Source organism: Hallella multisaccharivorax DSM 17128, from assembly GCF_000218235.1.
Lineage (GTDB): Bacteria > Bacteroidota > Bacteroidia > Bacteroidales > Bacteroidaceae > Prevotella > Prevotella multisaccharivorax.
On the sequence record NZ_GL945017.1, the window covers coordinates 2611006 to 2624913 of the forward strand.

14 protein-coding genes and 1 tRNA gene are annotated in these 13908 nt (G+C 52.9%); 4 read left to right on the forward strand and 11 right to left on the reverse strand.

Annotation, left to right across the window (positions count from 1 at the left end; genetic code table 11):
* Positions 1-5: 5 nt before the first annotated feature.
* The 9 genes from PREMU_RS16020 to PREMU_RS15110 all read right to left on the reverse strand — a co-directional run bounded on the left by PREMU_RS16020 (position 6) and on the right by PREMU_RS15110 (position 4995).
* Positions 6-176, reverse strand: coding sequence for a hypothetical protein (locus tag PREMU_RS16020; RefSeq protein WP_373313162.1), 171 nt, complete (start codon positions 174-176; stop codon positions 6-8).
* A gap of 8 nt (positions 177-184) precedes the next feature.
* Entirely contained in the window at positions 185-313 is a 129-nt protein-coding gene (locus PREMU_RS15865; RefSeq protein WP_262502462.1) for a hypothetical protein, read from the reverse strand.
* A 345-nt stretch (positions 314-658) separates the two neighbouring features.
* Positions 659-1213, reverse strand: a complete 555-nt coding sequence (locus PREMU_RS11215; RefSeq protein WP_007575428.1) for a transposase — start codon at positions 1211-1213, stop codon at positions 659-661.
* A 523-nt stretch (positions 1214-1736) separates the two neighbouring features.
* Positions 1737-2294: a D-Ala-D-Ala carboxypeptidase family metallohydrolase gene (locus PREMU_RS11220; RefSeq protein ID WP_007575430.1), complete on the reverse strand. Its 558-nt coding sequence runs from the start codon at positions 2292-2294 to the stop codon at positions 1737-1739.
* Positions 2295-2325: 31 nt separating this feature from the next.
* Positions 2326-2682, reverse strand: a complete 357-nt coding sequence (locus PREMU_RS14235) for a hypothetical protein (protein ID WP_007575432.1) — start codon at positions 2680-2682, stop codon at positions 2326-2328.
* A 14-nt stretch (positions 2683-2696) separates the two neighbouring features.
* Positions 2697-3161, reverse strand: a complete 465-nt coding sequence (locus tag PREMU_RS11230; protein ID WP_007575434.1) for a hypothetical protein — start codon at positions 3159-3161, stop codon at positions 2697-2699.
* Positions 3162-3619: 458 nt separating this feature from the next.
* A complete protein-coding gene (locus tag PREMU_RS15105; protein WP_007575436.1) occupies positions 3620-3715 on the reverse strand; it encodes a smalltalk protein in 96 nt (31 codons plus the stop codon).
* 79 nt (positions 3716-3794) lie between these two features.
* Complete coding sequence (locus tag PREMU_RS11235; RefSeq protein WP_007575438.1) at positions 3795-4298, reverse strand: HU family DNA-binding protein; 504 nt, start codon at positions 4296-4298, stop codon at positions 3795-3797.
* 559 nt (positions 4299-4857) lie between these two features.
* Positions 4858-4995, reverse strand: coding sequence for a hypothetical protein (locus PREMU_RS15110; protein ID WP_156804003.1), 138 nt, complete (start codon positions 4993-4995; stop codon positions 4858-4860).
* 1877 nt (positions 4996-6872) lie between these two features.
* Between PREMU_RS15110 and PREMU_RS11245 the strand changes: the two genes are divergently transcribed.
* A complete protein-coding gene (locus PREMU_RS11245) occupies positions 6873-7541 on the forward strand; it encodes a ParA family protein (RefSeq protein ID WP_040558994.1) in 669 nt (222 codons plus the stop codon).
* A 101-nt stretch (positions 7542-7642) separates the two neighbouring features.
* Positions 7643-8257: a hypothetical protein gene (locus tag PREMU_RS14240; RefSeq protein ID WP_007575446.1), complete on the forward strand. Its 615-nt coding sequence runs from the start codon at positions 7643-7645 to the stop codon at positions 8255-8257.
* Between the two features lie 166 nt (positions 8258-8423).
* On the opposite strand, the gene PREMU_RS11255 is transcribed toward PREMU_RS14240, so the two are convergent.
* A tRNA-Val gene (locus tag PREMU_RS11255) sits at positions 8424-8498 on the reverse strand.
* A gap of 126 nt (positions 8499-8624) precedes the next feature.
* Between PREMU_RS11255 and PREMU_RS11260 the strand changes: the two genes are divergently transcribed.
* Positions 8625-9182, forward strand: a complete 558-nt coding sequence (locus PREMU_RS11260; RefSeq protein WP_007575447.1) for a four helix bundle suffix domain-containing protein — start codon at positions 8625-8627, stop codon at positions 9180-9182.
* A gap of 306 nt (positions 9183-9488) precedes the next feature.
* On the forward strand, positions 9489-11825 hold the full coding sequence (locus tag PREMU_RS11265) for a beta-glucosidase family protein (protein WP_007575448.1): 2337 nt from the start codon (positions 9489-9491) through the stop codon (positions 11823-11825).
* A 375-nt stretch (positions 11826-12200) separates the two neighbouring features.
* Here the strand turns inward: PREMU_RS11265 and PREMU_RS11270 are convergent, their stop codons facing one another.
* A complete protein-coding gene (locus PREMU_RS11270; RefSeq protein WP_007575450.1) occupies positions 12201-13862 on the reverse strand; it encodes a beta-N-acetylhexosaminidase in 1662 nt (553 codons plus the stop codon).
* Positions 13863-13908 lie beyond the last annotated feature (46 nt).

Below are 13908 nucleotides of genomic sequence, written 5' to 3' on the forward strand. Positions count from 1 at the left end.
ATTTTCTACCCAATTAACTGATGAAACAGCATTATCCATCTTCCCATTATCTCATCAATGTTGAAACGCTGGATATTCACTCGGGCCTTTTTCCCCATTTCTTTTCTGACATCTGGATGCTCGATAAGATAATTGATTTTATCCACCATAGCCTTCGGGTTCTTATACTCTGTCACGAAACCATCTACACCTGATTGTATAATCTCTGAAGGATGTGATGTTTCTCTAACAATTCATGAATGTCCTTCATCATGTTCAGCAATACATGATGGACATCATCAATATATTTCGCAGAGTCGTTTGTACAGTTCATATATTAATTTATTGGATAGACGACGAAATATAACACCTATTGCCCGAACAATTTCATAGATCAATGTCATCCTACAATCTTTGTCATCCGAAACTACCACACCAACCTTGAACCATTTCTGGAAGCTTTCCTTTCTATCTCTTTGTCGGCCCTGTGCAGGGTGGCCCCCTGTGGGCCACCTAAAATAATGTTCGACCGATAAATCAATGGTTGGGTCATTGTCTGTGGTAGGGCACAGGGCCCTACCCTGCACTGCAAACGGATGGCGCAAACCGATGATGCAAACGGATGATGCAAACCATTAATATAACCCCGATGATGCAAACCAATGATGTAACTGGAGGCTTATATCCTGCGCAAACGGTCAAGACATCCACGAATATCATCAGCGACAGCGACATGGTCATCATTGATGAGGTCACGGTCCCACCGTTCGGGATTCAACGCAATATATCTCTGGATAAACTGAAACATCCGACCATTCCATACAATGTCATCCCAATAACTCGTCTGCCACAACTGCTTGTCAAAACGGGGCCAACCTAACTCTCGGACACCGTGAATATAGCGGTTTGTCGTCTTGCTCTTCAACTGCCATAACACGTCCGACAAGGAACAGCCACCATCATGAGACAGGTATACCAACGCATGAAAATGATTGGGCATAACCACCGCATCCATACATTCCACACCCGACATAGATTGTTCAAGATGTTGGTATTCATCCATCACCATCCGTCCGGCGTCATTAGATGCCATCTCTCCATTGACAACATTACCAAACAAACACCATCGACTGTGGGTAACGATCGTGATGAAGTACACGCCCTGCGATGAATAGTCAAAGTCGGCCCATCTCATCTGCTTGCGCTCCTGCCCGTATTGATGTTCGTACCTCATGATTGTTTAGCCCCCGTAATTAATGGTTAGGACGTTGTTTGTGGTAGGGTGCAGGGTGGCCCCCCGTGGGCCACCTAAAATAATGTTCGACCGATGAATCAATGGTTGGGTCATTGTTTGTGGTAGGGCACAGGGCCCTACCCTGCACTGCACTGCAACAGATGGGGAACAGGTACAACAATATTCCCCATGGAAAGCTCATGTCACTGATTATCAGTGATATGCGGATTCACACGGGCTTATTTCTCTTTGGCAAAGTTAATAAATAATTTATAGACCCACAACTTTTTCACTTAAAAATGATATATAAATGTACGATTGACCTCTCTCAGGACATGCAGACTGGTACCCTCTCCCATTCCTCCGTGCCTTGAGAACGACTGCCCTGAGAACGGGAAAGCACCGGAACTGCCTCGAGAACGACTGCCCTGAGAACGGGAAAGCACCGGAACTGCCTTGAGGACGACTGCCCTGAGAACGGGAAAGTACCTTTTCTGCCATTGACAGAAAAGGGACAAGACACTCACAACCGGAAGTCACCCGTGACCAGCTCATGGCGGTTGCGATGGCGTGTGGAATAGCTCACGTGGAGCCAGCGCGGCAGAGGCTCATGGAGGGGCTCAACGATGAGCTGGTCGAAGTCGAGACGGCGGATGAACTGCACGGGGGCGCGCCAGTCGTCGAAGGTGGAGAGCAGGATGTCGGCAGCTTCACCACAACAGTGCTGCGACCCGCCGGTGCCGCCCACGGCGTTGTTGACACGGCGCGAGCGGTAGCCCGACGTGATGTAGATGGCGCCGAAATGATGGCGCATCGGCTCAAGGATGTTCTCACAGAGCGCACGCAGGGCCTCAATGGCATCGGCTCCAGGCGTGTTGTCAAGGCCGCGGTCCACAGCCACGCCCGACCGCACGAACTCGATCAGCCGGAAATGCGGTGAGAGCCACGTCGTATGCGGGTCCGGACAGACGAAGGCAGAGGCCTTGACTGCGGATGCCGAAGCACTCGTCATGGATGGTGTCAACTGAATGTTAGTCTCCGGCAACTGCGCCGGCTTGAATACTTGATTTGTTGTCTGCATAGCTTTTTTTGTTTAATCATTCATGTGTTTCTCAATATCTCATCTTCAAGGCCTCCTTGACCCTCAGCTCCAGGGGCGGCTGCCGCATGACACGGTTGCGGATGCGGAAGACCGTGGTGGTCAACTGTCGGGGCGGATTCCACCCCACCGCTTTGAACACGCGCCGCCCCAGCGCCTCGCGCGAGAGCGTGCCACCACAGCCGTCGGTGAGCACGCGCTCCTCGGCCGCCGCCGCCACGAGCTCTACTAAACACCGTCGGCTGCCCACCCAGCTCACGCTGCCCGAAGGCCGCGACAACAGGTCGGACACCGTACGGGCCGCATCCCAGCATGATGTACCCGATGTCCCACGCCTTGGAGCCAGACTCTCAGAATAGTATGCTTCCATGGTCACACGCCCCCTCAGTTGAAGTAATACTTATAGTCTGCGCCGCGGAGCCGGGGCCACTGCATGGGCCGGTACCACATCAGACACAGCGTGTCGTAGGTGACATGAGCCTCACGGCGCACCTTGGCGTAATAGTCCACCACCGAGACATGGCGGGCACGCCGACGGGACGCCACACTATAGATGTCGGCTGGCATCGGCACATGGAAGGCACGGCACAGCCGCTCCGCTATCTCGCGGAAACACATGGCTTTGTGCGCCCCAGGCAGAAGGTAGACCTGCCAGTGGGCGAGATACCACGCTACCTCGATGAGCTCCGACGGCTCCTCCGCCCACTCCGGAAAACCCGTGCCATCGTCAGGTCGGTAAAGATACTGGCCAAAAAACTCGGCCATCTCGCGGCGGGTGCGTCTCAGCTCCTCACCGCGGATACACACAGTAGGTTCAGAATCATTGTTCTTGTCACTCAACATTCTCATTCGATTTTCATTTAAACTACAATTCATATTTTTATCGTTTTAGTCAAGGTCTCTTCCGGAAGACGCCTGCGTTGGCTGCTCGCAGCCGGCGCAATGTTTACGCGCGCTGCGATTTCATTGGCAAAAGTAAGAAGGTTTGAGGTAGGGTGCAAGAAAATAGCCGAAAATTTAACTGTTGCCAACTAAGATTGAAACCACATTTCGCAAATTCGCGATTTCGAAAGATATTATTATTCATTATTACATTTATTAACGTGTACAACATCCTCAAGTGACAGCTCCGTCATTTTGCAGAATCAACCGTGATGCTGCAATGCGGTATAAGCGTTGTCACGTTTCGAGCACCTGCCTGTACATTCGTGCATTTCATACCATTCGTCGGGGATTAGTGCCATCCACGGCAACAGGCGAAGGACACGCCCGTGTCCTTCACCCGCCCCATAGACTTCCTCAGCGCGTCAGAGCCCGCACGATGTCAGGCCCAGCGTGGTGGCCACGGCCGTGAGAATGGAAATCAGCATGTTGATGATCATTTTCCAAGTTTCCTTTTTCATGATATTCTCCTCTTTTAATGGTTAAATGATAGGTTTTGAAAGCCGGGGCGGCCATACGGATCCGCCGCCGGCCGGTCAGTTAATGATGGGTGGTGCCTCCACCGGACGCCGGGGTGCCACCGGGACTCCCTGCGGCAGCAGCAGTACCCGTGGCAGACAGTGCCTCGGCAGTGATGCCGTCAAGCAACGTCTTGACATAGTTGCCGTGACGATGGCCGTTGGTGCTCTTCGAGGCACTCAGCACGAACTTACGCTCGGGCTTATAGATAATGTTGTAGCCCTTGATGTTCGTCGTCTTGAAATCCTCCGGCTTGTCGGCCACGGAAGTCTTCATGCCCACGCGGAAAGAGCCCAGTCCCTCGAGATCCACCGTCATCGAGTTCTGCAGATGGCGGCGCAGGCTCTCCGAGAGCTCGATGAGCACCGCCATGACGTCGGCACGCGTCACCGTGGTGGAGTGGCTGATCTCAGTGGCCAGGTCCTTCGTCTTCACATGACCCAAACTCACGGCGCGGCCATACCACTTGCCATTGTTCTTAGAACTCTTCATCTTGATTTGATACTTCTTGTAACGTACACTCATTGTTTTTTTGATTGTTAAAGGTTAAACATAGGGGCCTCCGGCCGTGCGGCCGACATGTCCCAGGATTGTCGTAGGTTATCAAGCGCGCTTTCCTTTCGACAATGCAAAGGTACGGCATTAAACGGCACGGCACAAGCGCGGATGGGCAGTGACAAGAGCAGTGACACGCTGTCAGCGGTGGCACAAAACGGCCTTGATATAGATTATCTGCATTGACAACGGTCAAGAATAACCCCGTTTTTGCCATCTGAAAGTGACAAAACGGCCGAACAAAGATGGAAAAGCACTAACTTTGCACCGTATTCAGAAAGATAACAAAAAAGAAAGAGCGGGCAAGCGTGCCCACATGTAATATTATTAATTGTAGAAAGGATAACAAAAATGAAAAAGATTTTGATGAACATCAAGGAAGCAGCAAAGCGTTTCACCGAGTTCTATGCCAACGCGATGGACAACTACGGCGAGGCGCTCATCAATTCTCGTGGCCTCGCAGGAGCATAACTCCTCCGGCCTGAAGATTAGATACGAAGACGCGCGGCAGAGCGGACATCCAGTCCCCCTACCGCGCGCCTTTCTGTTTCTGCATACCACGCCTACCGCTCAGCTCCATCCTTGCGCGCAGATCTGTCCCTACACGCAGGCCTATCCTTGCGCACAGAGGCCGCACCGGCGGATAGATGTCAATGAATTTCAGCAAGCTCCCTTTTTGTCGCAATAAGGCTTTCAACGCCTTGGAAACTTCTTCCCTATTTGTCGACGATGATACATAATCAACATATAACCAACCAACTACAAGCTTATAAATTAACGACAACTAAAAAGCAGCAGAAATCATGGAAGCATTAAAATGGGTGCGAAAAGCCGTATTTCCGTCAATTAAAACTCAGTAAACAGACAACTATTTCCCTATTTGTCGCAACCAATCTCCCCATTTGTCGCCATTAACATTTATAAACTCCCTATTTGTCGCGGCAATGCTCCCTATTTGTCGTACCTATATTCCCTATTTGTCGCACCAGGTTCCCGAAATGTCGCCAGTTAGCCATTTTACCATCTGTAAATCAACGAATTACACACCCCTACTAATCATATGAAACTACTGATACCTTATTATTGAAAACTATCTCTCGAAATTTTTCTTTATCTCTCTTCTTTTTTTGAATGCTTCGTATCACTTGTGCCGCTGCCCTTCCTTTACGGGGTGCTTGTTTCTGCCTTTTCTGCGCCCTTTTGTCGCCTTTACAATGTAAACGCATTGCCTTTCCACTGTTCTCGCATTGCCTTTCCACTGTTCTCGTATTGCCTTTACGGCGTTTTCGCATTGCCTTTACAGTGTATACGGAGTGTTTCTCTCTTTTGTTCCCGTATGTCTCCCTTCTTTTTCCTTTGCTGGATTGCGTTCATTCCTATGCATCTTTTTCTCTTGTAATTCATTCTTTTACAATGCTTTATGCCAAAATTAGGTCGCTGTCATTTCCATTTTTGTCGTCATCCCCCTATACTCCTCTGATTTTGCGCCTCCTTTCGCGACCATTTTGGCTCCGTTTCCCCGTTTCTGTGCATTTTTATCTATATATGTATATAAAGGTATATATGTTAGAATGTATATATAATGTTATATATAAACATTTAATCGTGATTTTATACCTTTGTTCCCCTTCTTCTCTTCATTTATTGCCGCTTTATCTGTTCAAATAAACATATAAATAAATCTACATATATTAAACGATTATATTATTTAGCTCTAAATATAAATATATAAGCAAAGACACATCGTTGTAAATGGCCAAAAAACATCCATTTATATATTTATGTATGTCTAAATATATTCAACTCTTTAATTTTACGTATTTTACAATGTAGATATATTTATATCTAATAATTTATACATCTTTATATGATAAATTATATATATCTTTATTTCTGCTGATTTCATTGGTTTGAGAGATTTCACGCTTTTGTCTCTTTGTCTATTTCGCCCGATTTGATCGCTTTGCTCCCACTCTTTTTTACCTTTCTTCTCCAGTCTCGTTTTTCTTCTAAACGCTTATGAATCAATTAATAACCCTTTATATATTAATATATACAAATATATTGATTTAAATATACTTCCTTTGTCTCCTCGTTTTTTTTGCTCTCTGTTTTTCATCCTAACAGGAGTTTTGAGCATGTTCTCTGGGAGGCCTCCTTTTCATTGAGCCCCAATTCATCGGTATTGCTCTTTCGCAATTTTACAGCGTTTTGCCCTTTTGGATATTTATATATCTGTACCTCTTTATATATGTGAATATAAACAAGTAAATATGTCTTAATGGTTATATATGAATAATTACATATATAAATATAAAAATGAAGGAATAAAGAATGTAATGAATATAACGTTGTGTGAATATTTACTTTAATGTTTTTATATATTTAGAGCTATAGAAATAAACGTATGAATAATCATATAAAGGCTTATATCCATGTTTTTTTACTTTTTTCAATAAAAACTTTCTTGTTTGCTTGTTTATATAAATAATAATGCCTAAATTTGCATGTGTAAACAATTATATAGATGTAGATCATTTGCTCATGAAGAATAGGAAGATCGTTTTCGCCAACCAGAAAGGAGGAGTGGGAAAATCTACGCTCTGTATCCTTTTTGCCAATTACCTTTCCTGGAAGAAGCAGGAGGTGTGCGTCATTGACACAGACTTGCAGAAGACCATCAAGATGCAGAGGAAAAAGGATATGGAGCTCTACCCTACTATGGAGCCGCCCTATGAGGTGCAGGATTTTGACGTGCAGGCTCCCGAGGTGATGCAGCAGTTGATGGATTCAGCCTCGGAGACCGACGGTTTCGTGCTCTTCGACTCACCGGGTAACGTGTCAGAGGACGGTCTGGTGCCGATGTTCACCAATGCCGACTTCATTGTCTGCCCTTACGAGTATGAGGAAAAGACGCTTGACTCCACCGGAACCTTTGTCCAGGTGGTCAATGCCCTGCGTGCCGCCTCGCCGCAGATGTCGGCTAAGCTTTTCTTCGTTCCCAATCGCATCGACGTGCGCATCGGCACCGCTGACGAGTTGAGGATGTGGAAGCAGACCGACGCTATCTTTAAGCAACTCGGCAGCGTCACGCCGCGCATCACCGCACGGGCCTCGCTCAAGCGCATCAACACCCTGGAGATCACCCCCTCCCAGCGCGATGCCGTCAAACTCGCGTTCGACTTCATGATACGCCGAATGAATATAGGATAAGAAAGCATAAATATATAAGTATCTATATACATATATACATACATGTTTATATATTTATTTAAATTAATATTGAATATAAATCTTTAGAAAACATATCTGTCATGGCTGGAAAATCAAACAAGACGAGAGTGACTTTGCCAGGAAGCCTTGCTGACCTGGTGAGAGATTTACAGGACGGTAACGCGCAGACCCAGAAAACTGCGGAGGCCACGCAGACGCGGCGAAAGTCGGCCAAGGAGCCTGAGCATGCTGACGAGGACGCACAGACGGCACAGCAGCAGGAAACCCCACAAGGCGGACAAGACGGCGCGCACAGGGCCGCGGAGCCCGTGCAGGAGGCGGAAGGCGTGGCTGAGCCTTACCTTTCCGAGCGTGCCAACAGACCCATCGGCGGCGAGCGGCAGCGCCCGCAGCAGGACGAGAAACAACAGCGCGGACGCCCGCAGAAAGAGAACACCATGAGGGAATATCACATCCAGAAGGATGATTCGGCTGACTCGTGGGACCTCTTCCTCGACCTGGCGAAGCAGTACAAGACCGGCGGCGGGCGACCGGCGACAATTTATATAGATCCTGCGCTGAAGAACATTCTCGACCGGTTGAAGTATCCGTTGTCGCTGACAACCTCGTCTATTCTCTCGAGCATCGTGGCGCGTTTCATCTACGACCACGAAGACGACGTGCGCAAGGCCATCTTCTCGCAGAACATCTTTTGATGGGGTGGGTGGGCTCTTTCGGGTTGCGTGCGCCTGCATTTCCGCGTGCCCAATCCGGTGGAGTGGGCTCTGTGCTCTCTGTGTTGTCGCACGGAAAGGGGCAGGCAATGGATAAAAAAAGCGCCGGTACAGCAGAACTGTACCGGCGCTTTTGGCTTGAAAAGGGTAGGGACAATCGGGCTCGAACCGATGACCTCTGCAATGTGACTGCAGCGCTCTAAACCAACTGGGCTATGCCCCTATTCTCAGAACCGCGGATGCAAAGGTACATACTATTTTTGTTACCCGCAAATTTTTGTGTGCCTTTTTTGAAAGAAGACTTGTGGCATCAGGCAAAAAGCATTATTTTTGCAGAAAACAATCGGCTATGACCTCTTCCTCTTTTCTCAACCAGGATGGTGACTACCACACGCTCCACGCTTTCAAGAAAGCGGAGTGCATCTATGACATCACCTATTATTTCGCTCACCGTTATCTGGATCGCGGCGACCGCACCGTCGACCAGATGGTCCAGGCGGCGCGCTCGGGCAAGCAGAATCTTGCAGAAGGCTATATTGACGGCGTGACATCGAAGGAGATGGCTATCAAGCTCACGAATGTGAACCGCGCCAGTCTGCATGAGCTGCTGCTCGACTATGAGGACTACCTGCGCGTTCGCGGGCTGGAGCAGTGGCCATTCGACGACGCGCGCTGCCGGCAGACGCGTGCTTTCTGCAAGCGGCATCTTGACTCGAAGGTGTACCGTGAGGCTATTCGGGTGCGGTCTGACGAGACAATCGCCAATATCGCCATCACGCTCATCCATCAGGAGGATGTGCTCTTGCGCGGTCTCATCGAGTGGATGAAGGCCCAGTTTCTCAAAAACGGCGGCATCAGGGAAGAGATGTATCGGGCAAGGATGCAGGCAAGGAAAGGGAATGGGTGAATGGGGGGTGATGGGTTGAATGGGGTGGGGTGATGGGTTGAATGGGGTAGGGTGATGGGTTGAGTGGGGTGGGGTGATGACATATTCGCGGTGCGCGTCGTCGAAATGACCGTAACGTTGCTCTTGCATCATAGTTTCGTCTCTTTGCTAATGCCTGCAAAGAGTAGGTGCATTCCTTGACAATGCCTATGCAAAAATTATCCAAAGCTAATACTATTTTTCCTTTTTCGCATGATTGTGTCGGTGGAGTAGGGCAGGTATCATTTCTTTTTCTTAATTTTGCAATGGATCATAACAACAATCATCATGCTACACAATCGTATCAGAACCCTTGCGGCGGCGTTCACTATCGCCGCGGCAGGCACGGCACAGACAGCGCCGCAGCTGCGTGCCGACAACATCGACGCGGTGCTCCGCGCCATGACTTTGGAAGAGAAGGCACAGTTACTCGTTGGCGACGGCCACGCAAGTTTTGTGGGATCAGGCGCCATGCTCGGTCACCAGTCACGTCTCGTCGCCGGCGCCGCCGGACAAACGGTGGCCATTCCACGCCTTGGCATCCCGGCCACAGTGCTCACCGACGGTCCCGCCGGCGTTCACATCGACGCCCGCCGCGAGGGCTCCACGGCCACGTTCTACGCCACAGGCTTCCCCGTGGGCACTTGTCTGGCCGCCACATGGAACCCGCAGCTGGTCTACAGCGTGGGGCAGGCCATGGGCAAAGAGACCTTAGAGTACGGCTGCGACGTCATCCTCGGGCCGGGGCTCAACATCCAGCGCAACCCCTTGGGCGGGCGCAACTTCGAGTACTACAGCGAGGACCCGCTGCTCACCGGCGTCATCGGCGCGGCTATGATACGCGGCATCCAGAGCCAGGGAGTGGGCACGAGTCCGAAGCACTTCGCTGTCAACTCGCAGGAGGGCGACCGGACGCGTGTTGACGAGCGTGTGTCGCAGCGTGCCCTGCGCGAGATCTATCTCCGCGGCTTCGAGCGCGCCGTGCGTGAGGCGCAGCCATGGACCCTCATGGCGGCTTACAACAAGATCAACGGCACCTTCGACCAGGGCAACTACGACCTGCTCACCAAGGTGCTGCGGCAGGACTGGGGATATAAGGGCATCGTGATGACCGACTGGATTGGCAAGCGCGACGGACTGACGACAGCGTCGGAAATCCATGCCGGCGACAACCTCCTCATGCCCGGATACCCTGATCAGGTGAAGGACATCATGGACGGCGTGAACAACGGCACCATCAAGCAGGAAGACCTCGACCGCAACGTCCGAGAGATGCTGGAGTACATCGTCAAGTCGCCCGCCTTCCGCAAGTACGCTTACAGCAACAAGCCCGACCTCCATGCGCACGCGCAGATCACGCGGCAGGCTTCGGCCGAGGGCATGGTGCTGCTTAAAAACGACGGCGTGCTGCCCGTGAGCGCGCTCAAGACGGTGGCGCTCTTCGGCGTCAACAGCTACGACTTCTTCAGTGGCGGCCTCGGTTCGGGCTGTGTCAATGTGCCTTACGTCGTCGACATGGTGCAGGGACTCAAGAATGCCGGCATAGCCACCACGCCCATGCTCACCGACATCTACCGCAAATATGTCAGCTATGCTGCCGCTAAGCTCAAGGCCGACAAGAATCCTGAGATGTGGTTTCTCGACCAGGGCCAGCCTAAGCTCGACGAGATAGACATCACCGACCGTCTCATCGCGCACGAGGAGCCGCTGGCCGACGCCGCCATCATCACGATAGCCCGTCAGGCCGGCGAGGGCATGGACCGTCCGGCCTCCGAGTTTGCCCTGAGTGACCGTGAGCGCGACATGATCAACCGCGTCAGCGACCACTTCCACCGTGTCGGCAAGCCTGTCATCGTCATCATCAACAGCGGCGCGTCCATCGAGACAGCCTCGTGGCGCGACAGAGCCGATGCCATTCTTGTGGCCTGGCAGCCCGGTGAGGAGGGCGGCAACAGCGTCGCCGACGTGCTCACGGGAAAGGTCAATCCCAGCGGGCATCTTACCGTCACATGGCCCGTGGCCATCAGCGACGACGCCTCGACCGCCGATTTCCCCGCGCAGCCCGACTACTACGCCCTCACCGATAAGTTTGCCGCCGGAAACCTCAAAGGCGTCAACTACACCAACCACAGCGAGGATATCTACGTGGGCTACCGCTATTACGACACCTTCGGCCGTAAGCCCGCCTATCCTTTCGGCTTCGGCCTGAGCTACACCACGTTCGGCTTCAGCCGTCTCACCGCCAAGCGCGTGGGCAGCAACGTGGTGGTCAGCGTCAGTGTCAAGAACACGGGCCGCGTGGCTGGCAAGCAGGTGGCACAGCTCTATGTAGCGGCGCCGAAGGGCGTGCTGGAGAAACCACGCAAGGAGCTCAAGGGCTTTGCCAAGACACGCCTGCTGCAGCCCGGCGAGAGCGAGACGCTTACCATCAGCGTTCCCGTGCGCGACCTGGCGTCCTACGACACCAAGGGCTGCCGTTGGCTTGCCGAGGCGGGTGTCTACACCTTCCTCGTGGGCGACAATGTGGCGCACACCCCGCTCGCCGCAACACTTAAGCTCGCCGAATACACCGAGAAGACCTCCGATGCCCTGCCGCCGCAGTCCGTCCTGAAGGTGCTGAGATAGTGCAGGGTGGCCCCCCGTGGGCCACCACAAATCATGTCCCAACCATTGTTTTCATCGGTCGAACATTGTTTAAGGTAGGGCACAGGGCCCTACCCTGCACTGCGGGAAGTGGCCCGTCGGTCGGGCATTGTTTGTGGGCTGGTTGTAACCGATGTACTCAACCACGTTTTTTTTATTGGGTCGGACATTGTTTTGGGTACAGTGCAGGGTGGCCCCCTGTGGGCCACCACAAATCATGTCCCAACCATTGTTTTTATCGGTCGGGCATTATTTGTGGGCCGGCACAGGGCACGGCCCCTGCACTGTAACGGGGTGAGATGTTTCCCCATAATGTGTAATGGGGTAGGGGTTGGCGCCGCTTGCTGCGGCCGGACCTCAGTACTGCCGGGCTCCTTTGCGGAACTCCTCGGGCCAGAGATGATGGGCGTAGGTATAGCCGTAGAGGTCGTAGATGTGGCGGAGAGAGCTGACGCGCTTGCGGAAGGCACCGAAGTCCTTCTCGGCGGGCTGCAGCCACTGCACCTCGGCCAGCGCGGCCATGCGCGGCAGAATCATGTATTCGGCCTGGTTGGGGTTGGATATGTATTCCGTCCAGAGGTTGGCCTGCACGCCCTTGATGTGTGCCTTGGCCTGCGGGGTGAGCTCAGCGGGAACGGGCTCCATGTTGTAGACGTTGGCCACGTCGGAGAACCCGCCGATGGCTGGCGGCTCAGAGCCCTGGTCTTTCGACTGATAGTAGTCGAAGTAGAGCGCGTTGCTGGGAGACATGATGATGTCGTGACCCATTGTGGCACCTTTTGCTCCGGGCTCGGCTCCGCGCCACGACATGATGGTGGCCGAGGTGTCGACGTCACACTCCAGGAGCTCGTCCCATCCGATGATGTGGCGGCCTTTGATCTCGAGATATTGCTGCACGCGGTGTGCGAAATAACCCTGCAGCAGCGCCTCCTTCGCGTGTCCGTCGCGGTCCTTGAGACCCTGCCGGGCTATCATGGTCTGGCAACGGGGGCAGTGCTCCCAGCGCACGCGGGGGCTCTCGTCGCCGCCGATGTGGATGTATTTGGAGGGGAAGAGGTCGCACACGTGGTCGAGGACAGCCTTGACGAAGGCGTAGGTCTTCTCGTTGCCCGCGCAGAGGATGTCGGGGTACACGCCCCAGTACTCACCGGTCTTGTAGGGTCCGCCGGTGCATCCGAGCTCCGGATAGGCCGCCAGTGCCGCCATCATGTGTCCGGGCATGTCCACCTCGGGTACGATGGTGATGTATCGGTCGGCAGCATACTTCACGATGTCGCGGATCTCCTCGTCGGTATAGTATCCGCCGTAAGGAGTGCCGTCGAGCACCTCGCTGTTGTGCCCCATCACGGTCTGCGCGCGTTTGGAGCCTACCTCGGTCAGGCGCGGATAGCCCGGCACGGGGAACCGCCAGCCCTGGTCGTCGGAGAGATGCCAGTGGAAACGGTTCATGCCGTGCAGCGCCAGCAGGTCGATGTACTGCTTAACGAACTTCACGGGGAAGAAATGCCGCGAGCAGTCGAGCATGAGTCCGCGGTAGCCGAAGCGTGGCTGGGCTTCGAGGCGTGCGGCGGGCAGCTCCACGCTCTGCGCCTCACTGAGCACGGGCAGCGCCTTGCGCAGGGTCTGGATGCCGTAGAAGACGCCGGCGGGGGTGGCTCCGGTGACGGTGACGCCGCGGTGGTCCACGGTGATGACGTAGGCCTCGGGGGCGAGCCGGGCCTTACGGTCAAGGGTGAGCGTGATGCCGCCCTTGCCCTTGCTCTTCACGGGCACGGTGGGCAGGTCGAGGCGTGTCATGTCCTTCACATACTGTGCCAGGAAAGCGGCGTCGCGCTCCATGGCGGCGTCATGGGCAGGGTAGGCGATGACCGTGGTGGCCGAGAGCACGTAGTTGCCGCCCTTGGCATTGTAAACGATCTTGTCGGGCACAGGCACCACCTGCCCGTAATCGGCTTTCGGTGCCGCGCCGGCTGCCATGACCCACAGCATGAGGAGGGAGAAAAGAAATGATTTTTTCATAATGATGGTATGTTTTTGTAAGATTTTATTTTGGTTTTCCTTTCAG

Bases quoted from the DNA above. Each gene is read 5' to 3' on its own strand.
- PREMU_RS15865 (WP_262502462.1), bottom strand. From the start codon at position 313: ATGAACTGTACAAACGACTCTGCGAAATATATTGATGATGTCCATCAT.
- PREMU_RS11215 (WP_007575428.1), bottom strand. From the start codon at position 1,213: ATGAGGTACGAACATCAATACGGGCAGGAGCGCAAGCAGATGAGATGG.
- PREMU_RS11220 (WP_007575430.1), bottom strand. From the start codon at position 2,294: ATGCAGACAACAAATCAAGTATTCAAGCCGGCGCAGTTGCCGGAGACT.
- PREMU_RS14235 (WP_007575432.1), bottom strand. From the start codon at position 2,682: ATGGAAGCATACTATTCTGAGAGTCTGGCTCCAAGGCGTGGGACATCG.
- PREMU_RS11230 (WP_007575434.1), bottom strand. From the start codon at position 3,161: ATGAGAATGTTGAGTGACAAGAACAATGATTCTGAACCTACTGTGTGT.
- PREMU_RS15105 (WP_007575436.1), bottom strand. From the start codon at position 3,715: ATGAAAAAGGAAACTTGGAAAATGATCATCAACATGCTGATTTCCATT.
- PREMU_RS11235 (WP_007575438.1), bottom strand. From the start codon at position 4,298: ATGAGTGTACGTTACAAGAAGTATCAAATCAAGATGAAGAGTTCTAAG.
- PREMU_RS11245 (WP_040558994.1), top strand. From the start codon at position 6,873: ATGAAGAATAGGAAGATCGTTTTCGCCAACCAGAAAGGAGGAGTGGGA.
- PREMU_RS14240 (WP_007575446.1), top strand. From the start codon at position 7,643: ATGGCTGGAAAATCAAACAAGACGAGAGTGACTTTGCCAGGAAGCCTT.
- PREMU_RS11260 (WP_007575447.1), top strand. From the start codon at position 8,625: ATGACCTCTTCCTCTTTTCTCAACCAGGATGGTGACTACCACACGCTC.
- PREMU_RS11265 (WP_007575448.1), top strand. From the start codon at position 9,489: ATGCTACACAATCGTATCAGAACCCTTGCGGCGGCGTTCACTATCGCC.
- PREMU_RS11270 (WP_007575450.1), bottom strand. From the start codon at position 13,862: ATGAAAAAATCATTTCTTTTCTCCCTCCTCATGCTGTGGGTCATGGCA.